This is a genomic window from Frankia umida (genome assembly GCF_023242945.1).
Classification (GTDB): Bacteria; Actinomycetota; Actinomycetes; order Frankiales; family Frankiaceae; genus Frankia; species Frankia umida.
This window is the reverse complement of sequence record NZ_JALKFT010000008.1, coordinates 20977-46324: the sequence shown is the minus strand read 5'-3', so window position 1 is coordinate 46324 and position 25348 is coordinate 20977. Positions and strand designations below refer to the sequence as shown.

21 protein-coding genes and 2 tRNA genes are annotated in these 25348 nt (G+C 71.3%); 6 read left to right on the top strand and 17 right to left on the bottom strand.

The features are described from left to right. Positions 1-32: 32 nt before the first annotated feature. The 3 genes from MXD59_RS10215 to leuC all read right to left on the bottom strand — a co-directional run bounded on the left by MXD59_RS10215 (position 33) and on the right by leuC (position 2818). Positions 33-317, bottom strand: a complete 285-nt coding sequence (locus tag MXD59_RS10215) for an HU family DNA-binding protein (RefSeq protein ID WP_163547079.1) — start codon at positions 315-317, stop codon at positions 33-35. 453 nt (positions 318-770) lie between these two features. Continuing rightward, positions 771-1358 (bottom strand): 3-isopropylmalate dehydratase small subunit, encoded by a 588-nt coding sequence (gene leuD / locus MXD59_RS10210; protein ID WP_248824476.1) that lies wholly within the window; start codon positions 1356-1358, stop codon positions 771-773. Positions 1359-1420: 62 nt separating this feature from the next. Continuing rightward, positions 1421-2818, bottom strand: coding sequence for a 3-isopropylmalate dehydratase large subunit (gene leuC, locus MXD59_RS10205; protein ID WP_283096680.1), 1398 nt, complete (start codon positions 2816-2818; stop codon positions 1421-1423). Positions 2819-3181: 363 nt separating this feature from the next. On the opposite strand from leuC, the gene MXD59_RS10200 reads away from it, so the two are divergent. Both MXD59_RS10200 and MXD59_RS26370 read left to right on the top strand, forming a co-directional pair. Next, the gene (locus MXD59_RS10200) at positions 3182-3898 is read left to right on the top strand and encodes an IclR family transcriptional regulator (protein ID WP_163547087.1); all 717 of its coding nucleotides are present in this window, start codon (positions 3182-3184) and stop codon (positions 3896-3898) included. Positions 3899-4434: 536 nt separating this feature from the next. After that, positions 4435-6657, top strand: coding sequence for a serine/threonine-protein kinase (locus MXD59_RS26370; protein ID WP_308301686.1), 2223 nt, complete (start codon positions 4435-4437; stop codon positions 6655-6657). Between the two features lie 300 nt (positions 6658-6957). Here the strand turns inward: MXD59_RS26370 and MXD59_RS10180 are convergent, their stop codons facing one another. Then, on the bottom strand, positions 6958-8586 hold the full coding sequence (locus MXD59_RS10180) for a sensor histidine kinase (protein WP_248824474.1): 1629 nt from the start codon (positions 8584-8586) through the stop codon (positions 6958-6960). Between the two features lie 201 nt (positions 8587-8787). On the opposite strand from MXD59_RS10180, the gene MXD59_RS10175 reads away from it, so the two are divergent. Continuing rightward, positions 8788-9072: a hypothetical protein gene (locus MXD59_RS10175; RefSeq protein ID WP_248824473.1), complete on the top strand. Its 285-nt coding sequence runs from the start codon at positions 8788-8790 to the stop codon at positions 9070-9072. 124 nt (positions 9073-9196) lie between these two features. On the opposite strand, the gene MXD59_RS10170 is transcribed toward MXD59_RS10175, so the two are convergent. The 3 genes from MXD59_RS10170 to MXD59_RS10160 form a co-directional block, all read right to left on the bottom strand. After that, positions 9197-9269 (bottom strand) — tRNA-Glu (locus MXD59_RS10170). A 120-nt stretch (positions 9270-9389) separates the two neighbouring features. Beyond that, a tRNA-Gln gene (locus MXD59_RS10165) sits at positions 9390-9461 on the bottom strand. Between the two features lie 200 nt (positions 9462-9661). Beyond that, positions 9662-10441, bottom strand: coding sequence for a fumarylacetoacetate hydrolase family protein (locus tag MXD59_RS10160; protein ID WP_248824472.1), 780 nt, complete (start codon positions 10439-10441; stop codon positions 9662-9664). Positions 10442-10603: 162 nt separating this feature from the next. Between MXD59_RS10160 and MXD59_RS10155 the strand changes: the two genes are divergently transcribed. Further along, positions 10604-10864, top strand: a complete 261-nt coding sequence (locus MXD59_RS10155) for a hypothetical protein (protein WP_163549402.1) — start codon at positions 10604-10606, stop codon at positions 10862-10864. Between the two features lie 109 nt (positions 10865-10973). Here the strand turns inward: MXD59_RS10155 and cimA are convergent, their stop codons facing one another. From cimA to MXD59_RS10130, 5 genes are all read right to left on the bottom strand, one after another. Beyond that, positions 10974-12578: a citramalate synthase gene (gene cimA, locus MXD59_RS10150; protein WP_163549403.1), complete on the bottom strand. Its 1605-nt coding sequence runs from the start codon at positions 12576-12578 to the stop codon at positions 10974-10976. A gap of 287 nt (positions 12579-12865) precedes the next feature. After that, positions 12866-13543: a Crp/Fnr family transcriptional regulator gene (locus MXD59_RS10145; RefSeq protein ID WP_248813276.1), complete on the bottom strand. Its 678-nt coding sequence runs from the start codon at positions 13541-13543 to the stop codon at positions 12866-12868. A 109-nt stretch (positions 13544-13652) separates the two neighbouring features. Further along, on the bottom strand, positions 13653-14039 hold the full coding sequence (locus MXD59_RS10140; RefSeq protein ID WP_163549405.1) for a CBS domain-containing protein: 387 nt from the start codon (positions 14037-14039) through the stop codon (positions 13653-13655). Between the two features lie 160 nt (positions 14040-14199). Then, a complete protein-coding gene (locus MXD59_RS10135; protein WP_248824471.1) occupies positions 14200-15126 on the bottom strand; it encodes a branched-chain amino acid transaminase in 927 nt (308 codons plus the stop codon). Positions 15127-15267: 141 nt separating this feature from the next. Then, positions 15268-16296, bottom strand: coding sequence for a 3-isopropylmalate dehydrogenase (locus MXD59_RS10130; protein WP_248824470.1), 1029 nt, complete (start codon positions 16294-16296; stop codon positions 15268-15270). A 516-nt stretch (positions 16297-16812) separates the two neighbouring features. Here MXD59_RS10130 and MXD59_RS10125 point away from each other — a divergent pair. After that, positions 16813-18261: an EAL domain-containing protein gene (locus MXD59_RS10125; protein WP_248824469.1), complete on the top strand. Its 1449-nt coding sequence runs from the start codon at positions 16813-16815 to the stop codon at positions 18259-18261. Further along, on the top strand, positions 18258-18557 hold the full coding sequence (locus MXD59_RS10120; RefSeq protein WP_248824468.1) for a DUF1059 domain-containing protein: 300 nt from the start codon (positions 18258-18260) through the stop codon (positions 18555-18557). The genes MXD59_RS10125 and MXD59_RS10120 overlap by 4 nt, the downstream gene beginning before the upstream one ends. Positions 18558-18674: 117 nt before the next feature. Here MXD59_RS10120 and leuA read toward each other — a convergent pair whose 3' ends face one another. The 5 genes from leuA to MXD59_RS10095 form a co-directional block, all read right to left on the bottom strand. Then, a complete protein-coding gene (gene leuA, locus MXD59_RS10115) occupies positions 18675-20489 on the bottom strand; it encodes a 2-isopropylmalate synthase (protein ID WP_372512021.1) in 1815 nt (604 codons plus the stop codon). 243 nt (positions 20490-20732) lie between these two features. Beyond that, a complete protein-coding gene (locus MXD59_RS10110; protein WP_248824467.1) occupies positions 20733-21551 on the bottom strand; it encodes a septum formation family protein in 819 nt (272 codons plus the stop codon). Positions 21552-21787: 236 nt separating this feature from the next. Next, positions 21788-22780 (bottom strand): ketol-acid reductoisomerase, encoded by a 993-nt coding sequence (ilvC, locus tag MXD59_RS10105; protein ID WP_248813300.1) that lies wholly within the window; start codon positions 22778-22780, stop codon positions 21788-21790. A gap of 61 nt (positions 22781-22841) precedes the next feature. Continuing rightward, positions 22842-23369, bottom strand: a complete 528-nt coding sequence (ilvN, locus tag MXD59_RS10100) for an acetolactate synthase small subunit (protein ID WP_248824466.1) — start codon at positions 23367-23369, stop codon at positions 22842-22844. Continuing rightward, positions 23366-25240: an acetolactate synthase large subunit gene (locus MXD59_RS10095; protein WP_308301685.1), complete on the bottom strand. Its 1875-nt coding sequence runs from the start codon at positions 25238-25240 to the stop codon at positions 23366-23368. Before MXD59_RS10095 ends, ilvN begins: the two co-directional genes overlap by 4 nt. Positions 25241-25348 lie beyond the last annotated feature (108 nt).

Sequence of the window (25348 nt, the reverse complement as noted above, 5' to 3'; positions counted from 1 at the left end):
CAGCCAGCCGTGACCGGCGCCCGCACCGCCGGTCAGTCCGAGCTCGCCGAGACGCTGGACTTGAACTCCGAACCGGGCCGGAACTTCGGCACGACGGAGGCGGCGACGTGCACGGGCTCGCCGGTCGCCGGGTTGCGGCCGGTGCGGGCGGCGCGCTCCACCCGCTCGAACACGCCGAAGCCGGTGATCGTCACCTTCTCGCCGCTGGCGACGGCCTCCTGAATCGCGTCGAACACCGCGTCGACCGCCTTGGTGGCATTCGATCGTCCGCCCTCGATCTGCTGGGCGATGCGGTCAACCAACTGGGACTTGTTCACGACAACCTCCGGACGCCCCGCAGGGCGCGGGATGGGGAGCAGATCGGGCATCACACTGCGCTGCACCGTAGGCATCTCCACTGGCGAGGGCAATTCCCGCCACCGTGTCGCGTCACACAAACCCGCACGTCATCGGGTTCGTGCCAGTGGGCGACGGGATGCGTGCTGTGCGAACCACCCCAACCAACCGGTAGATTCATCACGTTCAGTGACGAGTGCCGCCGGAATTTTTGGGCTCAATGTCACGCTTTGGTCGCCAGCCGCCTCCAACGGGGGCAGGCCCACTCTGCTACGTAGCCATCCAAACGCCTCGGGCGATGACCGGTGGCCGGATTGCCGACACCGCAGGGCAAGTCGCCGACCCGCCCCCGCACCCCTGTCGGCCCTTATGTGATTTCGATCACATTCTTGGCCGCAGGGGCTCGGGGACACGCGCGGGGGTGGGTCACCCGGTCAGCCGGTGGTCGGCAACCAGGCCGGCCGCGTGCGCTCGAACGCGGTGACGAGCTCCTCGTGCCGCAGGGTCAGGCCCACGTCGTCGAGGCCCTCCAACAGCCGCCAGCGGGTGAAGTCGTCCAGCTCGAAGGACGCCGTGACATCGGCCCCGCGGACCTCCCGGGCGACCAGGTCGACCGTGATCTCGAGGGTCGGGTCCTGCTCCACCGCCGTCTGCAGGCGCTCCACCGTCTGCGCCGCGAGCTGGACCGGCAGCAGGCCGTTACCGAGCGCGTTACCCCGGAAGATGTCGGCGAACCGGGCGGAGATGACCGCCCGGAACCCGTAGTCCTGCAACGCCCACACGGCGTGCTCGCGGGAGGAGCCGGTGCCGAAGTCCATCCCGGCGAGCAGGATCGAGGCGCCCGCGTAGGCGGGGTTGTTCAGCACGAAGCTCTCGTCCGCGCGCCACTCGGAGAACAGGCCGGCGCCGAAACCGGTCCGCTCGATGCGCTTGAGCCAGTCGCTGGGGATGATCTGGTCGGTGTCCACGTCGCTGCGGCGCAGCGGCACGGCCCGTCCGGTGTGGGTGGTGAACGCCTCCATCGGAAACGCTCCTTTCTGCGGTGGGACGAAGACAGGGTCGAGCGCGCGGGACGGTCCGGGCGCTACAGGTCGGCCGGGGCGGTGAGCCGGCCGGTGACGGCGGTGGCGGCGGCCACCTCCGGGGACACCAGATGGGTCCGTCCGCCCTGGCCCTGGCGACCCTCGAAGTTGCGGTTGGACGTCGAGGCGCTGCGCTCCCCCGGCGCCAGGGTGTCCGGGTTCATCCCGAGACACATCGAGCAGCCGGCGCTGCGCCACTGCGCGCCCGCCGCCTCGAACACCTCGTCCAGGCCCTCGGCCTCGGCCTCGGCCTTGATCAACATGGAGCCGGGCACGATCAGCACCCGGACCCCGTCGGCCACCCGCCGGCCACGCAGCACCTCGGCGGCCGCCCGCAGATCACTGAGCCGGCCGTTGGTGCACGACCCGATGAACACGGTGTCGACGGCGACCTCGGACAGCGGGGTGCCGGCCGTGAGGCCCATGTAGGTCAGCGCCCGCTGCGCCGAGGCACGGGCGGCCGGGTCGGCGTAGTCCTCGGGGGTCGGCACCGGCGAGCCCAGCGGGGCGGCCTGGCCGGGGTTGGTCCCCCAGGTGACATACGGCGTGAGGGTCGTCGCGTCGATCACGACCTCGTGGTCGTACGCGGCGTCCGGGTCGGAGCCCAGGGTGCGCCAGTAGGCGACGGCGTCATCCCAGTCGGTACCGGTGGCGACCCGCTCGCGGCCGGCGAGGTAGGCGAAGGTGGTCTCGTCCGGCGCGATCATGCCGGCGCGCGCACCGGCCTCGATCGACATGTTGCAGACGGTCATCCGGCCCTCCATCGACAGGCCCCGGATCGCCGCACCGCGGTACTCGATGACGTACCCGGCACCGCCACCGGTGCCGATCCGCGCGATGATCGCCAGGATCAGGTCCTTGGCGGTGACGCCCGGGGGAAGGTCACCCTCGACGGTGACGGCCATCGTCCTCGGTCGCCGCTGCGGCAGCGTCTGGGTGGCCAGCACATGCTCGACCTGGCTGGTGCCGATGCCGAAGGCCAACGCGCCGAACGCGCCGTGGGTGGAGGTGTGGCTGTCCCCGCACACGATCGTCATCCCCGGCTGGGACAGCCCCAGCTGCGGTCCGACGACGTGCACGATCCCCTGGCCGGGGTCGTTCATCGGGAACAGCCGCACGCCGGCCTCGGCGCAGTTCCTGCGCAGCGCCTCGACCTGCGCGGCCGACACCGGGTCCGCGATCGGCAGCAGCGTGTCCGTCGTCGGGACGTTGTGGTCCTCGGTGGCCAGGGTCAGGTCGGTCCGACGGACCGGCCGTCCGGCCAGCCGCAGCGCCTCGAAGGCCTGCGGCGAGGTGACCTCGTGCACCAGGTGCAGGTCGATGTACAGCAGATCCGGTTCGCCCTCGGCCTCGCGCACCACATGGGCGTCCCAGACCTTCTCCGCGAGTGTGCGGCCCATGACCGACCCGCTCCTTTCCGGTTTCCGGCGCTCGTCGTTCTCGCGCCGCTCGTCGATGCTGGGTGCCGACATCCCGGGCGTCACAGCCCCGAACGTCACAGCCCCGAACGTCACAGCCCCGAACGTCACAACGTCGAACGTCACAACGTCGGGCGCCATGACGTCGGGCGCCATGGCCCCGGACGCCACGACGCCGAACCGCCCGGATGTCGGGACGTCCGGGTGCCGGGTGCCGGGTGCCGGCGGGGCTGGCGTCGTCGGCCGGTGAGCGCCGTGGGGTGACGTCGTCCCGAGATGGTCCGCTCGGGATGTTGTCGTCCCAGGATGTTGTCGTCCCAGGATTCAGGATGGCAGTATCAGCTTATGAAACAGCTTAGCGGAGTCGGCGTCCTTGACAAGGCGGCCCTGGTCCTGGCCGCCGTCGAGCACGGCCCCGTCTCGCTCACCGATCTGGTCGCGCGCACCGGGCTCACCCGGGCGACGGCCCATCGACTGGCCAGCGCCCTCGAGGTGCACCGGCTGGTCGGGCGCGACCCGGCCGGGCGGTTCGTGGCCGGTCCGCGGCTGGCGGCGGCCGCCGGTATCGCGGCCCCGTTGCCGTGGGAGCTGGTCGACCAGGCCGACGCGATCCTCACCGAGCTGCGCCACGCCACCGGCGAGAGCACCCAGCTCTACGTGCGCCGCGGCGCACTGCGGCTGTGTGTGGCGGCCTCCGAGCGGGCCAGCGGGCTGCGCGACACGGTGCCGGTCGGCGCCGCCCTGCCGATGACGGCGGGATCCGGCGCGCAGGTCCTGCTGGCGTTCGCCGACGAGCCGGAGCCCGACCTGATCGGCGCCGCCCCCTTCGACGCGGCGGTCCTCGCCCAGGTGCGGGAGCGGGGGTGGGCGCAGAGCGTGGGTGAACGGGAGACCGGACTCGCCTCGGTGTCGGCACCGGTCCGCGACGAGGCGGGCACCGTCATCGCCGCGGTGTCGCTGTCCGGGCCGCTGGAGCGACTGACCCGTTCACCGGGACGTCGTCATGGCGCGGCGGTGATCGAAGCCGCCCGGCGGCTGTCGACCGCGGTGGCATCCGACTGAGCAATCCGCGCAATCACGCGTTCCGCACTGTCAACTGCCGGACACCGCAACAGTCAACTGCCGGACACCGGAAATCGGTGGATGGTTGCGCGGAGACGGGTGTGATCCACCATCCGGGCGTTCGATCACGTCCGCGGTTACCCCGATTCCGCTGGTGATCCGCGTGCTCGCGCCCCAGAGCGACAATGGGAATCACCCATTCGGGCCCCACAACAAATGCAGGCCGGGGCTACACCAACCGGGCGGTCAACCGACCGCGGCACCGCCCCGCCGCGGGTTGACGAGGCCCACCGTCGTAGCCTGTTCGAGTCGTCCGTCTCGGATGATCGGAGTGGCAGATCGGATGGTCCAAGCGGGCCATTGCAACTGGTAAGCACGTGGTGGTCCACCGCACCATCGAAATGGACCACCCGAGGCGCCAGCGGCATCCGGTCTCGGGGATCTCCGGGTTCCGCACGGATGGGCGAGAAGCGCCCACGGCGGCGCCGTCGAAAGGCATAACCGCCACGGGCGGCGCCAGGGAGGGGCAGGGCGCGGTGCGCAGACTCGGTTCGCGGTACGTGCTGCACGAGGTACTGGGGCAGGGCACGACGGGCCAGGTATGGCAGGGCGAGCGGGTCTCCGACGGCACGCCGGTCGCCATCAAGGTGCTACGGCCCGAACTCGCCGATGACCCGGTGATCGTCGAACGGTTCCTGCGGGAGTGGGACCTGCTCGCCAAACTGGACGACCCCGGTCTGGTCGCCGTGCGCGACCTGGTCAGGGAGCCGGACACGCTGGCCCTCGTGATGGACCTCGTCGACGGTCCTGACCTACGGGCCCATCTGCGGCAGTACGGGCCACGCCCCGCCCGGGAGGCGGTCGGCATCGCGATCGGCACGCTGGACGCCCTCGACCGGGTGCACGCGGCCGGCATCGTGCACCGCGACGTCAAGCCCGAGAACATCCTCATCGACTCCGCCGACCCGGATCGTCCGGTGGTGCGACTCACCGACTTCGGGATCGCCCGGATGATCGGTCGCCACACCCAGCAGGCCACCGGCCCGGTCGGCACTCCCCTGTACATGGCGCCGGAGCTGGCCGCGGGGGCCCCGCCGACCGCCGCCGTCGACGTCTACGCGGCCGGCGTCGTGCTCTACGAGATCCTCGCCGGCTCGCCGCCGTACGACTCGCCGAACCCGGTCGAGCTGTTGCGCGCGCATCGCGAGGACGAACCACAGCCGATCCACGGCGTCCCGGCACCCCTGTGGGATGTCCTGTCCCGCATGCTCGCCAAATCGCCGCGGGCCCGGCCGATCAGCGCCGCCGAGGCGGCCGACGAGCTCGACGAGGCCCTCGCCGCCAGCCTGCGTGGTGCCGCCGCGGCAGCGCCGGCAGGCATGCCGATCGGCCCCGCCGCGGCGCCCCCCGGGCGCTACACCTCCGTCGCCCGCCCCACCGGTGCCCGCCCCACCAGCACCCGGGTCCTGGGCGCCCGCTCCACCGGAGCCGCCGCCCAGGGTGCCACCGCGCCGCGCACCGCCGCGCTGGGTGCCGGCGTGATGGGAACCGCGGCGATGAGCGGCGGTGACACCCGGGGGAACTGGAGCGACCTGGAGCACACCCAGATCGCCGGCAGCCTGCCCGCGACCACCGTGGGACGAACCGGCCGAGGCTGGGACTCCGACGTGGAGATGACCCGGATCGCCGGAGCCACCGGTGCGGGCGCTGGTGCTGGTCGCGGCCTGGGTGCCGGTCGCGGTGCCGGTGGGGGCAGCCCGACCGGGAGCCGGGCCGGCGGCTGGAGCGACGCCGACGCGCCGACCGGGTTCGCCCCCGTCGTCCGGGTTCCGGCTCACTCCGGTGGCCCGGCGGCCGACACCAACACGGTCATGTCCGTGGCTCAGCAGCCCACCCCGTCCAGCGGTGGGCCGGGTGGCCACGGCGCACGGCGCGCCGACCGTCGGCGACGCACCCGGATCGCCGCCGGAGCCGGCCTCGTCGTCGCCCTGGTCGCCGGCGCCGGCGGCTGGGCGCTGGCGTCCAACGGTGACGCGAACAGCTCGCTGAGCGCGGCCACCGGCGTCGAGGTCTCGCTCAACCCGAGCGCGACCACCACGCCGGGCGAGTCGACGAGCCCCGGCGGCGGGATCGTCGCGATCCCCGGTGCGACGCAGGCGGGGGTCGTCGGTCGACCCGGTGCCCACCCGGTGTCCACCGCGGCCGGCGCCGCTCCCGCGGCCACGGCCGCACCCGCCACCTCGGCCGCACCCACGACCGGACCGACCGCGGGAAGCAGCCCGGCACCGTCCCCGACCGATGACGGGACGGCCACGGTGCCCAACACCGAGGGCTCGTCGGTCAACGCCGCGGTCAACACCCTCGGTGCCGCGGGCTTCCAGAACGTGGACAAGAAGTTCGACTGCTACGACAACGGGGCCGTGGACGCGGTCGTGCGCCAGAACCCCAAGGGCACGAAGGTCGCGAAGACCACCCGCATCGCGTTGCAGGTCCAGGGCAACGACTGCACGGTCGTCCCGAACGTCACCGGCATGACCGAGGCCAAGGCGAAGAGCACCCTGAACGCCGCCGGCTTCTACTGGATCAACGGTGCCTGCCCGTCCGGCTACACCAGCCAGGTCACTGGCTACACGCCCACCGGACGACGCCCGAGCGGCTCCACCACGGTGACCCTCACCCTCACCTGCGCCGCCCCCGCGACCACCCCGCCCCCGGCCAAGGCGCCGCCCGCCAAGGCGGCGCCCGCGACCGCCAAGTAGGCCGGGGCCCTTCCCGGACACCCGTCCAACGCCCGGTCGGACTGCCCTCACCGGCAGCCCTGCCGGGCGTTGTCGTGCGTGGCGTCCCCGACACCCCACGGCCCGCTGCGCTGCCCGCTTGCATCGCCCGCCGCCCGCGGATGCCCGCCCTCGACGATGGCACGTCCTGTGGCGCGGCTCCTGGGGGCCGGCGGGGTCGGTGCCGGACCTGCGGCGGACACCGGGCCGGGGCGGACAGCAGGACGAGCGGCGGCCTTCGGGCGTGCGGCGGCGGCCCGGCGGCGGAGGCGGCCCGGGAGGTCAGCCGAAGCGGTCGATCGGGAGGGAGCTGACGTCCGAGGAGGAGGGCAGGGAGCGCAGCTCGGGGCGGCTGCGGCCCAGCGATCGGGACGGTCGGCTGTCGTCCACCCGCAGGCTGCGTGGCAGGGGCATGGGGACCGGGAGCTCGGACTCGGGTTCGTCCACGGTGGGGATGGCGGTCGCGGTGGCGGCCCAGAGATTCACCTCGACGATGATCTCACCGCTGTCCGACGACATGCGCAGCCGGCCGCCGTGCACCTCGACCAGTCTGCGCACGACGTACAGGCCCATCCCGGCGCCGTCCGTGGAGCGGGTCGCCGTGCCATCGCGCTGGGTGAAGGGCTCGAAGAGCTGGCGGATCGTGTCGGGATCCAGGTCGGGGCCGGGGTTGCGCACCCGCAGGACGACCTCGTCGCCCACCCGGCCGGCGATGAGCCGCACCGGCGCACCCGGCCAGGAGTGCACCAGCGCGTTGTCCACCAGGTTCGCGACGACCTGGATGAGGGCCTGGCGGGCCATCCGGACGGACAGCTTGTCCGGCAGGTCGACCGTGACACTGCTGGGGGAGCTGGTGTAGGGCAGGCCGGCGAGGACGTGCCGGACGACCTCGGGCAGGTCGGCGATCGTCGTCTCGTCGGTGCCGGTGGCCGTGGCGGCCGTCAGCATGTTCTCCAGGAGCCGGGAAAGCCGGTCGGAATGGCGCACCGCGGTGTCGAGCAGGTCGTCGAGCTGGGCGTCGGTGAGCCGGTCGCGGCGGCGGCGGATGGTGAGCAGGTTTCCCCGGATACCCGTCAGCGGCGTGCGGAACTCGTGCGAGACCGTGGCGACAAGATCGCTGCGGATGCGGTCGGTCTCCTCCAGCCGAGCCATGAGGGACTGCTGCCCCTCGTGCAGCTGCTGACGGTAGTGCTCGACCCGGCGCCGGGACTGCTCGTTGTAGTGCCAGAAGACCATCTGCGCGCAGGCCAGCGCGAAGATGAACCCGGCGTGCAGACCGGCGAGCAACCACGCGTTGTCCAGCATCTGCGAACCATCCGTGACGATGTTGCCCATCGTCAGGTTCGCCACGAACACGAACGCGATCGCCAGCAGGTAGACCGTCCACTCCTCGTAGAGCGCGATCAGGGCGACCACGACGAAGAAGTGGAAGTACATGGGCGTCAGACCGTCGGCGATGTGCACCAGCACGACGGAGCAGCACAGCAGGCCCAGGCTCGCCGCGAGCGCCCGCACCCGGCGCCGCCCCGGCACCACCGCCGCCGCGAACAGCAGACCCGAGGGGGTCGCCGCCAGCAGGCCGTGCCCGGCGCTGCGACCCTCGACGGCGGCGTAGCCGACGATGATGGGCAGGTGCAGGGCCAGCATCAGGCACATCAGGGTGTGCCGGGCGGTCCAGTCCTCCAGCGGCAGGCCGCGCCCCTGGGGGAGGACGGCGGCGAGACGGCGCATCGGACTCGACGCGTCACGCTCGTCGTCATCGTCTATCGGCGGCATGGATCGTGCGGCGCCCGTCACCGCTGCCTGCTGCGCGGCGGTGGCCCGCTCGCCCCGGCGCGCGCCGGGGCGAGCCCGGGCGCTGCCATGACGACGGCGGGCCCGTTCGGGGGTCGGAGGGCTGACGGTGGACATCCGGGCAATTTTCTACCGTTCGAACCCGAGAGCACCATGGTTGTCAAGGGTGGTGTCGCATGGCGACAGTGCCCAGGTTTGACTAGGCCTTCCGCACCACCTTCGACCGGGCTCATCGGAGGATGGCGCAAGGGTTGGTAGTCCGACCAGGCTGTGGTCCGCGAGGTGGTCCCAGGACGGCCACCCATGGAGGAGGACACCGTGCCCCCAGTGGCCCTGACTGCCTCGACCGCGATCGCCTTCGGTGTTGCGCGTGCGGCCCGCTCGGGTTCGCCGGCCGCCGACCGTGCCGATGAGGCCCAGTCCGCCCTGGCGCTGACCGCACGGCCCCGGCTGCGGCTGGTCTCGACCATCGAGCCGCTCGCCGTGACCGACGGCCCGGCCCCCGAGGTGCACGGCCGGGGTGGCCCGAGCTCCTGCGGCTGCCGTGACTGCGCGATGGCCCGTCACCCGGCGGCGATGCCCCGGCTGGCCGTCGTCCGCTAGGGGCGGCGCGCCGGGCCCACAGACGACAATGGCCCACGGAGGAAACTCCGTGAGCCATTGTGACGCATGGGACACGTGCATACCTCTGGCCTTCTGAGGGAAGAAAGAAGATGCACAACTACTGTAGCCCCGACCGGATTCGAACCGGCGCTACCGCCTTGAGAGGGCGGCGTCCTGGGCCACTAGACGACGGGGCCAAGACCTCCACACCGACACCGCGAAGAGCATCGAGTGGAACCATATTGAACTGTGCGACTTACTGTACATGATGCCGGACAGGTCCGGCGAATCGGCTCTGGTGGCCGCCGATCATGCAGCTGGGGTACCAGGACTCGAACCTAGACTAACGGAGCCAGAATCCGTTGGGCTGCCAATTACCCCATACCCCAGGGGCCTCGCCAACCCCCTGGGCTACCCAGCGGGCCGTTCGGCGTTGCCTACTGTACCCCATCCGGCGCGCTGACCGGACGGGGAGGTCCGACATCGCGTCGGCGTGGCGATCCCACCCCGGGTGCCCGGCGCGAGGTCGCCGGGGCTGGGCTCCTTGTCCGGAAAAGGGCCCGGCGTTCGCCCCGCCGGCCCGGGTGGATCAGCGTGCGGTCACCGGGTTGGTCAGGGTGCCGATGCCCTCCAGAGTCACCGCGACCCGCTGCCCGGGCCGCAACGGCCCGACGCCGGCCGGGGTGCCGGTCAGCAGCACGTCCCCGGGTAGCAGGGTCATCGCCGCCGACATGTAGGCCACCAGCTCCGGGACGCCGCGCAGCAGCAGCTTCGTGCGGGAGCTCTGCCTGGCCTCGCCGTCGACGGTGGTGCGCAACGCCAGGTCGGACGGATCGAGGTCGGTCTCGATCCAGGGGCCGAGCGGGCAGAACGTGTCGTGGCCCTTCGCCCGGGTCCACTGACCGTCAGCCGCCTGCTGGTCGCGGGCGGTGACATCGTTCGCGCAGGTGTAGCCGAGGATGACCTCCGCGGCCCGCTCGGGGGGCACGTCCCGGCACAGGCGGCCGATCACGACGGCGAGCTCGCCCTCGAAGTCCACCCGTTCGCTGTCGGGCGGCAGCACGATCGGATCGCCCGGCCCGGCCACGCTGGTCGACGGCTTCAGGAACAGGATGGGGCGGGCCGGGGCGGCGTCCCCACCCATCTCACGGACGTGGTCGGCGTAGTTCTTGCCGATGCACAGCACCTTGCTGGGCAGCACCGGGGCGAGCAGCCGGACGTCGTCCAGCGCGAAACGCGCGCCGGTGAGGGAGAACGGACCGAACGGATGGGGCGCGATGGCCGCGACGACGGCCGTACCGTCCTCGACCGAACCCTCGACCACCCCGAAGCCGGGCTCGGAACCATCGGTGAACCTCGCGATACGCACGCCCCCGACCGTATCCGTCCATCGGCCGATCGCGGCGACCCGTCTGACCCGAGGTGATCAGGTTCGCCAGAACGGGGAAGCTGACCGACAATCGGGCAGGATGACCGGAGCGCTCCCGGACACGGGAGCACCGACGTGGCGGCGAGACGAGAAAGGACAACCGTGAGCGAGCTCGACACGACACCGGTGTACGACGTGGGAGCGCCCGAGCCGAAGCCGATCGACGAGGAGCTCAGCGTCAAGCTCGGCCACCTGGCCGAGGACGCGATCCTGCGCGGCAAGCCGAACGGCACCGAGCGGTGCGACAACTGCCTGTACTACCTGGACACCGACAAGGACATCACCTACTGCTGGCACCCCAAGCTGCGCGTGCTGGTGGGCGGGGACTGGTGGTGCCAGTGGTGGGAGGAGATCGAGGACTGAGCACGTTCCCGGCGGGCGGGTCATCTCGGACCCGGCCGCCGGCCGGCGCCCCTGAGGTCAGTGCCCGCCGGAGCGGCGCCCCTCGGGGCGGCGGGCGGCGGGCGGCGGGTCAGTGGGCGGCGGGATCCGGGCGCTCGCCCTGACGGCGCAGGCCGAAGGTGACCGCGTCCTCCAGGGCCGACCAGGACGCGGCGATGATGTTCTCGTCGACGCCGATGGTGTCCCAGCGGGAGCGACCGTCACCGGTGCCGACCAGGACCCGGGTGACCGCCCCGGTGCCCTGGCGACCGTCCAGGATGCGCACCTTGTAGTCGACGAGCTCCAGGTCGGCAAGGCCCGGGTAGGACTTCTCCAGCGCCAGGCGCAGAGCCCGGTCGAGCGCGTTGACGGGGCCGTTGCCCTCGGCGGTGGCGACGTGACGGGAGCCGTGCGAGGTGAGTTTCACCGTCGCTTCGCTGACCACCTCGCCGCCGGGGCGCTGCTCGACGATGACCCGCCAGGACTCCAGGGTGTAGAAGCGCTGGCGGCCGCTGACCTCGTCGCGCAGGAGCAGCTCGAAGGACGCCTCGGCACCCTCGTAGGCGAACCCGGCGGCCTCGCGACTCTTGATGATCTCCAGAATGCGTCCGAGGGCGTCGCGCTCGTCGGAGAGGTCCAGCCCGATCTCGCGGCCCTTGAGCTCCAGCGTGGCCCGGCCGGCGAGTTCGGAGACCAGCATCCGCATGTCGTTGCCGACCACGGCCGGGTCGATGTGCTGGTACATGTCCGGGTCGATCTTGACGGCGCTGGCGTGCAGACCGGCCTTGTGCGCGAAGGCACTCGTCCCGACGTAGGGGCGGTGCGGGTCGGGGACGGAGTTGGTCACCTCGTCGATGGCGTGGGCGACCCGGACGAGTTCACCAAGACGCCCGGGGGGCAGCACGGCCTGGCCGAGTTTGGTCTCCAGACCCGCGATGATGCTGAACAGGTTCGCGTTGCCGCAGCGCTCGCCGTAGCCGTTGGCGGTGCCCTGCACATGGGTGACGCCGGCCTCGACGGCGATCAGCGAGTTCGCCACCGCGCAGTCGGCGTCGTCGTGGCAGTGGATGCCCAGGCGCGCGCCGGTGGCCGCCAGCACGTCGCTGACGACGGTGCCGATGCGCCCGGGCAGCATGCCGCCGTTGGTGTCGCACAGCACGACCACCTCGGCGCCGGCCTCGGCCGCGGTCCGCACGACCGCGAGGGCGTAGTCCGGGTGGGCCAGGTAGCCGTCGAAGAAGTGCTCGGCGTCGAGGAAGACCCGCTTGCCCTCGGCGTGCAGATGCGCGACGGTGTCCCGGATCATCGCCAGGTTCTCGGCGGCGTCGGTGCGCAGCGCCCGCTCGACGTGGCGCAGGTCGGACTTGGCCACCAGGCACACGACGGACGTGCCGGCCTCACGCAGCGCGGCGACCTGCGGATCGTCGGCGGCCACCCGGCCGGCCCGCCGGGTGGCGCCGAACGCGGCCAGCTGGGCGGTGTGCAGCGACAGTTCCGAACGGGCCCGGTCGAAGAACTCCGCGTCCTTCGGGTTCGACCCCGGCCAGCCACCCTCGATGAAACCGACGCCGAGGTCGTCCAGATGGCGCGCGACCGTCAGTTTGTCTCCGACGGACAGGGACAGGCCCTCCTGCTGGGTGCCGTCCCGCAGGGTCGTGTCGTAGATGTGCAGGGAATCGGGATCGTATGGCCGCACGCCGGGCGCCTCTCCGGTGGATCGGATGGGGCCGCGGGACCAGACCGACGCGGCCGCTGCACGCTCCCCCAGCCGCACGTGGACCACACTCCGGCGAAAGCGGCCGGCAGGCGCGCAACCTGGGCCGCCACGCGCCCGGCCCCATGGGTCAGCGACCGGAACGCGCGACGGAGACGGGTTCGCCGCCGGAGGACCAGACTACGTGTAACAGGCCTGACATGTGAACAGTGTGATGTGCGCCATGGCTCCGCCCCACCGCCGGGCGCCTCACGCCGTGTGCGGCGCGCTCAGTCGCCGGCGAAGCGACGCAGCCGGTCGACCTGCATGATCGTGATGGTCTGGCCTTCGGACAGAATCCAGGCCCGCCGTTCGAACTCCCGCAGCGCCTGGTTGACCGACTGCCGGGAGCCGCCGAGCAGTGAGGCGATCTCGGTCTGGGTGAGGCCGAGCTCGATCACCGGGCGGCCCGCCTCGCGCATCCGCAACAACAGCAGCTTCGCCACCCGGCGCGGCAGGTCGAGGAACACCAGGTCGGCGTTGGCGCCGGTCAGCCGCCGCACATGGGCGACCAGAGCTCGGATCAGCTGCTCGGCGACCGCGGGACGTTCGTGGACCAGCTCCCACACCGCCGCCCGGTCGAGTACCAGCGCGGTGCTGGGCTCGAGCGCCTCGACGCTGGCCGAGCGGGTGCCCGCCTCGACGAGGTTGAGCTCGCCCAGGGTCTCCTGCGGCCCAGCGATGTTCAGAACGTGATCGCGACCGTCATCGGCCTTGGTGAGCACCTTCAGTCTGCCGCTGGCGACCACGAGCAGGGTGTCGGCGGGCTCCCCCTCGCTGAAGACCACCTGCCCCCGTCGGAATCGCCGCGTGACCGCGCGGGCGGCCAGGCGCAGCAGATCCTCCTCGTCCAGCTCCTTCAGCAGTGTGGTCGCGCGAAGTAGGGCGACCGCCTCGTTGTCGTGCATGCGGTGACCGTAGCGTTGCCGGTCCCCCTCGTGTGCCGCAGCCGTCGACAAAGCCCGTCCGGACGGGCCGGACGGACCGCGCGCGGCGTGTGGCGGCACACCTGACACCTCAGGCCGTCACGCGACTGCTGCTCCAGCAACGCACCACGTCGCGCATGCTCAGGATGCCCGCGACCTCGCCACCGGAGGTCACGATGAGGTGACGAAACTCCCCGCGCAGCATCGCGGCGGCCGCCTCGTCGAGCGACCAGCCCGGATCCGCGAAGACGACATCGCGGGTGAGGTGGTCGCCCGCGAGCTCGACGTCGGCGTCCTGCCCGGCCGCCACCGACCGCAGCACGTCCCGCTCGGTCAGGATGCCGTAGCCCTGACTGTCCGCGTCGTGCACCACCGCCGCCCCGACCCGCCGGGCGGCCATCAGCCGGGCCGCCTGGCGCAGGGTGTGCCCAGGACCGATCATGAGTACAAGGGAGCTCATCCCCTCCGAGACCTGCACGTCGCCTCCCGACGTCCGCCCCCCGACGCTTGTGCGTTCGTGAACGCTTCACAGGCGACGGTAAGCCTGGTCCGGCGCTTTTACCAGACCGAAGCGGGAATCGGCGTGCCCTCGGCGTGACATTCGCCACCCCGAGGGATGGAGTCGGCGGGTGGCGGGCTCAGCTCTGGACGAGCTCGTTCCAGGAGCGGTAGCGCTCCAGCTCGCCCCGGGTGGCCTGGTGGAAGATCTCCAGCAGCTCCCGCGTGACGGGCCCGGGCTTGCCGCTGCCGATCTGGCGGTCGTCGACGGACACGACCGGCACGATCTCGGCCGCCGTCCCGGTGAAGAACACCTCGTCGGCGAGGTAGAGATCGGTGCGCACGACGTGCTGCTCGACCACCTCGTAGCCCTGATCGGCGGCGATCTGCATGATCGAGGCCCGGGTGATACCGCCGAGCGGGCCGTCGGTGAGCAGCGGAGTGATCACCTTGCGGCCGGAGACGAGGAAGACGTTCTCCCCGGTGCCATCGGCGATGTGGCCGTTCGGGCTGGTCAGGATGGCCTCGTCGTACCCGGCCTTGACCGCCGCGACCTTCGCCAGCGACGAGTTCAGGTACTGCCCGGACGCCTTGGCCGCCGGCGGGGTGATGTTCGGGTCGTTGCGCTTCCAGGAGGAGATCATCGCCCGCACGCCGTTGGCCTCCGCCTCCTCCCCGAGGTAGGCACCCCACGGCCAGACCGCGATCATCACCTCGACGGGGGACGGCAGCGGGTTGAGCCCCATCTCGCCGTAGCCGAGGTAGACCAGCGGCCGGATGTAGCAGGAGGTGATGTCGTTGACGGCGATGGTCTCCTTCGTCGCCGCCACCACCTCCTCCTCGGTGAACCGCGGCTCCATCACGTAGATCTTCGCACTGCGGTAGAGCCGGGCGATGTGGTCGCTCAGCCGGAAGACCGCGGGCCCGTCGGCCGTCGCGTAGCAGCGAATGCCCTCGAAGACGCCCCACCCGTAGTGCAGTGTCGGGTTGAGCACGTGGATGCGGGCATCGTCCCAGTCGACGAACTCGCCGCTCATCCAGATCTTGGAGGTGGGGGTGATGGGCACAGCGGACTCCAGGCCAGTATGCGACGACTCGAGACGGACCGGTCGGCGGGAGGAACGGGGCAGGATCCACGGCCCCGGACGAGAATAACCAGCCGGTGACGCGGGGCGAGACGCGACGACCCGCCCGGCCCCCCGATCGGATCAGCCAGCGGCGCGGGTCGCCAGATCCTCGCCGCGTTCACGGGTGGACATCGTCACCGCGTCGGAACCCGCCCGGGAGGCCAGCGACGCCGCCACGGCCGCCTCCACCCGGGCGGCCTCGTCCGCGTGCCCGAGATGGTCGAGCAGCATGGCGACCGAGGCGACGGTCGCCGTGGGGTCGGCGAGCTGGCGGCCGGCGATGTCGGGCGCGCTGCCGTGTACCGGCTCGAACATACTGGGATGAACCCCCGAGGGGTCGAGGTTACCGCTGGCCGCGAGCCCGATCCCACCGGTGATGGCCGCGCCGATGTCGGTGATGATGTCCCCGAACATGTTGTCGGTGACCACCACGTCGAAGCGGCCCGGGTCGGTCACGAAGAACATCGACGCCGCGTCCACGTGCTGGTAGCCGACCTGCACCTCGGGGAATTCGACGGCGACCTCGGCGACGGTGCGCGACCACAGGTCACCGGCCTTGGTGAGCACGTTGTTCTTGTGCACGAGGGTGAGCTGGCGGCGTTCCCGCCGGGCCGCCCGACGGAACGCGTCGCGCACCACCCGCTCGACGCCGAACCGGGTGTTCAGGCTTTCCTCGGTGGCGACCTCGTGCGGCGTACCGCGGCGCAGCACGCCGCCGGCACCCGCGTACGGCCCCTCGGTGCCCTCCCGAACCACGATCATGTCGATGCTGGGATCGCCGGCCAGCGGCGAGCGGACCCCGGGGTAGAGCCGCACCGGCCGCAGGTTGACGTGGTGGTCGAGCTCGAAGCGCAGCCGCAGCAGCAGGCCCCGCTCGAGGACGCCGCTGGGCACCCCGGGATCGCCGACCGCGCCGAGCAGGATGGCGTCGTGCCCACGCAGTTCCGCGAGGACCGAGTCGGGCAGGGTCTCGCCGGTGGCGTGCCAGCGGCGCGCGCCGAGGTCGTACTCGGTCGTCTCCACCTTGGGATGCACGGCACGCAGCACCCGTAGCCCTTCGGCCACCACCTCGGGGCCGATCCCGTCACCGCCGATCACCGCAAGCCTCATAAGGCCGACTGTAGCCGTCCGCGACGACCCGGGGCGGCCCGACCCGGCCCGTGTGCTGCGCTTTCGCCCGGTCACGGCGCTGCCGTGGCCCCGCCGCCGCGCATCCGCCTCCGAGACCCGCCGGACAACCACCGAATCCAACCGCGAGATTGCGGGGAGTAATCAAAATCCGGCAACACAACGACCATGAACAACACCGTTGTTGACGAATTGACGGATGTTCGCCGCCATCCATCCGGCCATCGCCCGACATCGCCGCCGAAGATTTTTTGGCGACACTCCGACCTGGCCGTAGATCAGGGAACCCAGATCCGCGAACCATCCGCCATGCGCCACCCCACGGGCCGGACACCCGAAATGCGACTGTCGTTAATCATGGCATTTCTCGCCGGTTACCCAAAAGAGCGCGGGACCCACAACTCCGGACGGTACTCACGCCATCCGCGCGGATCAGATGGTAAAAAATTCCCTTACCAGGACAGTGCGACGTGCTTGAAGCGAGGGGGTGCACGGCGCATGATTACCCGACCGCGGTCTCCATCCGGAGCCGCCGGGGGCAGCCGTGCCGAGGGCGAGGCCGATCTCGGCGCCGTTTCGGCCAGCCGAGCACGCCCACCGACGCCCAGCATCACGGCGACCACCACGACGGCGACCACCACGACGGCGACCACTGCGTCCATCACCACGGGGTCGACCGCGACCGCCGCGGTGTCGGCCGCACGCACCGGGGCGCCGAGTGCCAGCCCTCCGTCGGCCGGTCAGGTCGCCGTGGCCGGGTCGGCCGCGGCCGGCCACGAGGCGGAACCGCCGGATCTCGACCGTGTTCTGCGCGATCCCACCGAGCCGACGCTGCACTTCCAGCCGGTGGTGGATCTACAGCGTGGGGTGATCGCCGGCTACGAGGCCCTGGCTCGTTTCGAAAGCCATCCCGGGGTCTCCCCCGACCGGATCTTCGCCGCCGCGGTCCATCACGGTGTGGCCGCCGAGCTGGAGGCCCGGGTCCTGGCCGCGGCGCTGGCCGCCCGCGACCGGATGCCCGAGCGCTGTTTCCTCGCGGTCAACGTGCTGCCGCACCTGCTGGGCGAGCCGCCGGTCGCCCAGGTCTGGCAGGACGCCGACCTGCGCCGGATCGTGCTCGAACTGAACGAGACGGTGGATCTCGACGACACCGCGGAGCTCGCCGCCATCACCAGCGAACTGCGCGACCGCGGCGCGTTCATCGCCATGGACGACGTCGGTTCCGGCTACGCCGGGCTGCGCCAGATCGCCCGGGTCCGGCCGGACTTCGTCAAACTGGACCGCTCCCTGGTCGTGAACATCGACGACGACCAGGTCAAGATCGCGCTGACCGAACTGGTCGGTGGTTTCGCGAGTCGGCTCAACGGCTGGGTGATCGCCGAGGGGGTCGAACGCGCCGACGAGCTGGCCATGCTGGTGGCGTTGGGCGTCCCGCTGGGGCAGGGATTCCTGCTGGGCCGGCCGAGGCCGGACTGGCAGCAGCTCGACGTCGGGGTGGCCCGTCGGCTGCGGCAGCTGTCCGAACGCACCAACCGGGCCGCGAGCATCGAGAGCCTGATGGAACGGGCAACGGTGAGCATCGGCGATTCGGGGCACTGCGCGATGTCCACCGACTGCCCGAGCTGCCCGATGCGCGCCCCGGCCGGCCCGCCGGACACCGCGCACGGTCGGGGCGACGAGCAGAACCCACGCGCGACGATCATCGTCTCCAACCGGTGCCGGCCGGTCGCCCTGCACGTCAGTGCGGGCGGAGGTGAACTGCGCCGGATGCCGACCACGCTGTTCGCCCGCCCCGAGGAACCGGTGACCGAAGTGGCGCGGCGGGCGATGACCCGCTCCCGGGCCAACCGGTTCGACCCGGTGATAATCGTGACCGAGATGGGCCGACCACTCGGCCTGGTCAGGATGGAGAGCCTGATGCTGCGCCTTGCGGAGCTGTCGACATGAGGCGAAACCGGTATTGGACCGCGCAGGCCCTGATGGCGCCGAGCCCGGCGCTCGTCGGCCATTCCCGGCCCACGGAGATCACCCTGCGCCGGCCGGCAATGAAGGAATTCTACTGCGGGGCGATCATTCACGGTTGCGAGACCCGGATCACCGCCGCCAACGAGGCCGACCTGCTGCGTTCGGTCGACACCCACGCCCGCGTCGACCATGGCATGACCGATGTTCCCGATGCCCTGTTGGACGAGGTACGCGGCGATATCACCGGCACCGTCGCACGCACCGAACGGCCAGACTGACCGCGGCGTCCGATGTTCACCCGCGGCCCGCCTGGCCCGCCCGCCGGGCCGCTGATCGGCGGACCAGCGGACGGGCGAGCGGGGAGCAGCCGGGGGCGCGCTGCCGGGGCGTGTCGGTCAGGCGACCGGGGCGCCGCTGGTCTCGGCGGAGCGCTGGGTGGCCACGGCTGACCCGGGCAGCTGACCCGGGGCGGTGCCGGTGGCACGGGCGGCCCGGTTCACCGCGCTGACCACGGCCCGCAGCGACGCCGTGACGATGTTCGGGTCGATCCCGACGCCCCAGTAGATGGTGCCGTCAACGTCGACCTCCAGGTAGGCCGCCGCCCGCGCGTCGGCGCCGGAGCCCAGCGCGTGCTCGTTGTAGTCGAGGATGCGCACCGGCAGACCGCGGGTGGCCAGCGCCGCGACGAACGCGTCGATCGGCCCGTTGCCCACGCCGGTGATGATCGTGTCCGCCCCGTCGACCCGGACGGAGACCGAGACCTCGTCCCGCTCCCCCGAGGCGGCGGTCGTCCGCGAGCCCAGCAGTTCCAGCGGGCCGCGGTCGGCCCCGCCGGCCAGGAAGTACTCGTCCGAGAAGATCCGCCACAGCTGCTCGGCGGTGACCTCGCCGCCTTCGGTGTCGGTGTGCCGCTGGACCACCCCGGAGAACTCGATCTGCAGCTTGCGCGGCAGATCCAGGGAGTGTTCGGCCTTGAGCAGGTAGGCGACCCCACCCTTGCCCGACTGGCTGTTCACCCGGATGACGGCCTCGTAGGTGCGGCCCACGTCCTTCGGATCGATCGGCAGGTAGGGCACCTCCCACAGGGTCTGCCCGGTGCGCGCCATCGCCTCGAAGCCCTTCTTGATGGCGTCCTGGTGGGAACCGGAGAAGGCGGTGTAGACGAGGTCGCCGCCATAGGGATGGCGCGGGTGCACGGGCAGCTGGTTGCAGTACTCCACCGCGCGGCGCACACCGTCGATGTCGGAGAAATCGATCATCGGGTCGATGCCCTGGGAGAACAGGTTCAGGCCGAGGGTGACCAGGCAGACGTTGCCGGTGCGCTCACCGTTGCCGAACAGGCAGCCCTCGACCCGGTCGGCGCCGGCCAGGACGCCGAGCTCGGCCGCCGCCACCGCGCAGCCGCGGTCGTTGTGCGGATGCAGGGACAGGATGACCGCCTCGCGCCGGGTCAGGTTGCGACCCATCCACTCGATCTGGTCGGCGTAGACGTTCGGGGTCGACATCTCCACCGTCGCCGGCAGGTTCAGCACCACCGGACGTTCGGCCGTCGGCTCCCAGACGTCCATCACCGCCTCGCACACCTCGACGGCGTAGTCGAGTTCGGTGCCGGTGAACGACTCGGGGCTGTACTGCCAGCGGACATGGGTGTCACCCAGCAGCTTGTCGGCGTACTGCGCGCACCAGCGGGCACCCTGCACGGCGATCTCGGTGATACCGGCCCGCTCCAGCCCGAACACGACCCGACGCTGCAGCGTGGACGTCGAGTTGTACAGGTGGATCAGCGCGTTGTCGGCACCGACCAGGGACTGCGCGGTGCGCTCGATCAGTTCCTCGCGGGCCTGGGTCAGCACCTGGATGACGACGTCGTCGGGAATCCGGTCGGACTCGATGAGCTCGCGGATGAAGTCGAAGTCGGTCTGGCTGGCCGCCGGGAAACCGACCTCGATCTCCTTGTAGCCCATCGCGACCAGCAGCTCGAACATCTGCATCTTGCGGGCGGGCGTCATCGGGTCGATCAGCGCCTGGTTGCCGTCACGCAGGTCGACACTGCACCACTGCGGGGCGCGGGTGATGGTCTGCTGCGGCCAGGTGCGGTCCGGCAGGGTGACGGGGGTGAACGGCCGGTACTTCTCCACCGGCATCGCGCCGGGACGCCGCCCGGCCGGCACTGCCGAACGGATGGGGGAGACCTGCGGTTGCGTGGTCATCGCGCTCCTGCTTCTGCTTCCTCGAACGAGGTCATACCGTCGCCGGCGCACGAGAACACCGCGACGAGGAAGCCAGCTGGATCAGGCCCCGCCGCGGCGGCTAAGGAGAAGGAGCGCACACATCGCTGTTACAGACTACCCGACGTCGGATCGACCGTCCGCCCGGAAACACTCGCCACCCGCCGGGCATCCACGCTACCGCGCGGGCTCGGGCGGACGCGGCGCCCGCGGAGCCCAGGGCGCTCAGGTGACGATCGACCCGATGACGCGAATCGGCTCGTTGCGCGTACGCAGGTCGTCGGGCCGCACCGTACAGACGCCGCGGCGCACGCCCGCGGCGTAGCTCGGCTCCGACGGGTAGAGGGCGCCGACGGCGAGATGCGGCGCGGAGTCGATGGCGCCGGTGCTGTCCCGCAGGGCGCCGGCACATCGCTGCCGGGCGCGCTGCGCCAACGTCGAGGCGCCGGGGAAGTTCTCGTCCGGCCCGGCCAGGTCGACCAGCCGGGTGACCTGGTCGATGTGCGGCTGGTCGCAGCCGACCCGGACCGGGACGACCGGGCGCAGCACGTCGATGTCGCCCGCGGGCAGGGGCGTCCAGGCCAGGCAGTCGCCGCGGTGCAACGACGAGATCAGCGCCGCGCTCACTGTGAAGCCGGCAGGCGGTTCGCTGAGCCCGCTGGTGACGGCGGAGCGCAGCGTGGGGGTGCTGCCCACGGCCGTGGCGGCCCCGGCTCGGGCGGCGGTCACCCCGGTGCCGCCGCGGGTCGCGGTCTGGCGCAGCGCGACCACGGTGATGGTGATCATCCCGACGACGATGGCCAGGAAGGTGACCATCCGGGCGATCCGCCGGGAACGGCCGGGTGGCGCGGGTGGGGACACCATCCGATGGAAGACGCCGGGCAGCCCGCGGGGGGCGGGCACCACCTGGCAGCGAGTGGAGCCGCTGGCCGGTTCCGAGGACCGGCCGCGTTCGTCCGCGGACGGCTCGAGGAAGCGGGCCCCCCGCACGAAACGCTCGTTCAGGCGAAGCCCCTCGAACGGGTCCTCATGCCGCGGCGCCATGACTGCCACGGTAAACCCGACGGCGAGTTGAACGCGCATGTTCAGCATAAAGATCACCCTGGCACCGCACCGGTCGGGCAGCCTGGTCGCGCGGGCGTGTCGCCTGCGTTCCAGGCAGACGTCCCCGGCGCGCCCACACTCGGCCGTGACCTGCTCCACCTGCCGCGATGCCACCCACGGGCGGGTCAGCGGGCCGAGTCGACCCGGCGCCGGGATGACGGCGCCGGGTCGGTCACTCAGGCGTTGATCCAGGACATCAGCGGCCGCAGCCGGCCGCCGACCTGCTCGATCGGGTGCTGCTTGCCCTCCTCGACCAGCTTGGTGAAGGTCGGACGGCCGTTGTCGTCCTCGGCGACCCACTCACGGGCGAAGGTGCCGTCCTGGATCTCCTCCAGGATCTTGCGCATCTCGGCCTTGACCGCCGGGGTGACGACCCGCGGACCGCGGGTGACGTCGCCGTACTCGGCGGTGTCGGAGATCGAGTAGCGCATCTGCGAGATGCCGCCCTCGTACATCAGGTCGACGATGAGCTTGAGCTCGTGCAGACACTCGAAGTAGGCGACCTCGGGGGTGTAGCCCGCCTCGACGAGGGTCTCGAACCCGGCCTGGACCAGGGCCGACGCACCGCCGCAGAGCACGGCCTGCTCACCGAACAGGTCGGTCTCGGTCTCCTCGGTGAACGTGGTGCGCAGCGCCCCGGCGCGGGTGCCGCCGATGCCCTTGGCGTAGGCGAGCGCGATGGCGAGCGCCTTGCCGGTGGCGTCGTTCTCGACGGCGACGAGCACGGGCACGCCCTTGCCCTCCTCGAACACCCGGCGGACCAGGTGGCCGGGGCCCTTGGGGGCGACCATGAACACGTCGACGCCGGCCGGCGGCTCGATCAGGTTGTAGCGGATGTTGAAGCCGTGGCCGAACGCCAGCGCCTTGCCCTCGGACAGGTGCGGGGCGATCGACTCGGCGTAGATCCTGCGGTGGGTGGTGTCCGGGGTGAGCAGCATGATGATGTCGGCCTCGGCGGACGCCTCGGCCGGGGTGAGCACCCGCAGGCCCTGCTCGGCCGCCTTCTGCCGGCTGCGGCTGTCCGCGGGCAGGCCGACCCGGACGTCGACGCCGGAGTCGCGCAGGTTCAGCGCGTGCGCGTGGCCCTGGCTGCCGTAGCCGATGATGGCGACCTTGCGGTCGGCCAGGACGTCCAGCGAGGCGTCGTCGTCGTAGTAGATCTCGACCATCGTGGGGGTCTCTCTTCTCATGGGGATCTCGTCGGAACTTCGGACGGGAAACTGCGGTGGTTCAGGCCGAGCGCTCGACGGCCCGCAGACTGCGGTCGGTGATCGAGCGTGAGCCGCGGCCGAGCGCCACCATGCCGGACTGCACGAGTTCCCGGATGCCGAACGGCTCGAGCATCCGGATCAGGGCGTCCAGCTTGTCGCGGGTGCCGGTGGCCTCGATGGTGACCGCCTCGGGGGCGACGTCGACCACCTTGGCGCGAAAGAGCGCGACCGTCTCCAGCACCTGGGAGCGCACGGCGAGGTCGGCCCGCACCTTGACCAGCAGCAGTTCCCGCTGCACCGAGACGGACGTGTCCATCTCGACGATCTTGAGGACGTTGACCAGCTTGTTGAGCTGCTTGGTCACCTGTTCCAGCGGCAGGTCATCGACGGCGACGACGATCGTCATCCGGGAGACCTCGGCGTTCTCGGTCGGCCCGACCGCCAGCGACTCGATGTTGAAGCCGCGCCGGGAGAACAGGCCCGAGACCCGGGCGAGCACCCCGGGTCGGTTCTCCACCAGCACGGACAGGGTGTGCGTGGTCCTCACAGGTTCACCTCGGCGTCACCGGAGTAGTCGAAGTCGGGCGCGAGGTCGCGGGCGACCCGGATCTCGTCGTTGCTGGACCCGGCGGCGACCATCGGCCAGACCATCGCGTCGGGATGGACGACGAAGTCGACGACGACCGGCGCGTCGTCGATCGCCATGGCCTTCTCGATCGTCTCGTCCACCTCGCCCGCGGACTCGCAGCGCAACCCGACGCAGCCCAGCGCCTCGGCGAGACGGACGAAATCCGGCACCCGCTTGACCCCGGATCGCGGGGAGTCGGGATGCGTGCCGAGTTCGGTGTTGGAGTAACGCTGATCGTAGAACAGGGTCTGCCACTGGCGGACCATGCCGAGCGAGCCGTTGTTGATGATCGCCACCTTGATCGGGATTCCCTCGAGCGCGCAGGTGGCGAGTTCCTGGTTGGTCATCTGGAAACAGCCGTCGCCGTCGATCGCCCAGACGGTGGCCTCCGGACGGCCGACCTTCGCGCCCATCGCGGCGGGAACGGCGTACCCCATCGTCCCGGCGCCACCGGAGTTCAACCACGTGTACGGGTGCTCATAGGTGATGAACTGCGCCGCCCACATCTGGTGCTGGCCGACCCCGGCGCTGAAGATGGTCTCCGGGCCGCAGATGCGACCGAGGCGCTCGATGACGTGCTGCGGGGCGAGCGACCCGTCGGGCGGGGTGTCGTAGCCGAGCGGGTAGGTGCGCCGCCAGCCGTCCAGCGCCCGCCACCAGGCCTCGAGGTCCGGCCGGGGCTCGGCGACGAGCGCGGCGATCAGATCGTTGATCACTTCGCGGCAGTCACCGACGATCGGCACGTCGGCGATGCGGTTCTTGCCGATCTCGGCCGGGTCGATGTCCGCGTGGATCACGGCGGCCTTCGGCGCGAACGACGAGAGCTTGCCGGTGACCCGATCGTCGAACCGGGCGCCGAGGGTGATGAGCAGATCGGCCTTCTGCAACGCGGTGACCGCGGCGACCGACCCGTGCATCCCGGGCATGCCCAGGTGCTGCGGATGGGAGTCGGGGAACGCGCCGCGGGCCATCAGGGTGGTGACGACCGGAATGCCGGTCATCTCGGCCAGCGTGCGCAGCTGCGCCGCCGCCCGCGCCTTGAGCACCCCACCGCCGACGTAGAACACCGGCCGACGACTGCCACTGATCATCTTCGCCGCCTCGCGCACCTGCTTGGCGTGCGGGCGGGTGACCGGCCGGTAGCCCGGCAGGTCGAGCGTCGGCGGCCACACCTCGTGCGGCAGCACCCGGGTCAGCGACTGCAGGATGTCCTTGGGCAGGTCGACCAGCACCGGACCGGGTCGCCCGGTGCCGGCCAGGTGGAACGCCTCGGCGATCGTGCGGGGAATGTCGTCCGCGGACTGGACGAGGAAGTTGTGCTTGGTGATCGGCAGCGTGATGCCGCAGATATCCGCTTCCTGGAAGGCGTCCGTACCGATCGAGGCGCTCGCGACCTGGCCGGTGATGGCCACCATCGGCACCGAGTCCATGTAGGCGTCGGCGATCGGGGTGACCAGGTTCGTCGCGCCCGGGCCGGAGGTCGCCATGCAGACGCCGACCCGACCGGTGGCCTGGGCGTAGCCCTCGGCCGCGTGCCCGGCGCCCTGCTCGTGACGAACGAGGATGTGCCGCACTCGGGTCGAGTCGAACAACGGGTCGTAGGCGGGCAGGATCGCGCCACCCGGAATGCCGAAGACCACCTCGGCTCCGACCGCCTCGAGGGAGTGGACGAGCGACTGGGCTCCGGTGATCTCTCGTGTCATCTGGGCGTCTTCCTTGAGGCCGTGGAGATGGCGATATCGGGGGTGAAAACCCGCCGGGCACGAAAAAGCCCCTCGTGCCAAGGGCACTGAGGGGCGGCGCACGGAGTCGAGGTTGTCGACTACGAACGCATCGGACGTACGAGAAGCAGGATGTGCACGGAACTACCGTGCCGGAGTTCCGGCCGTACGTCAAGC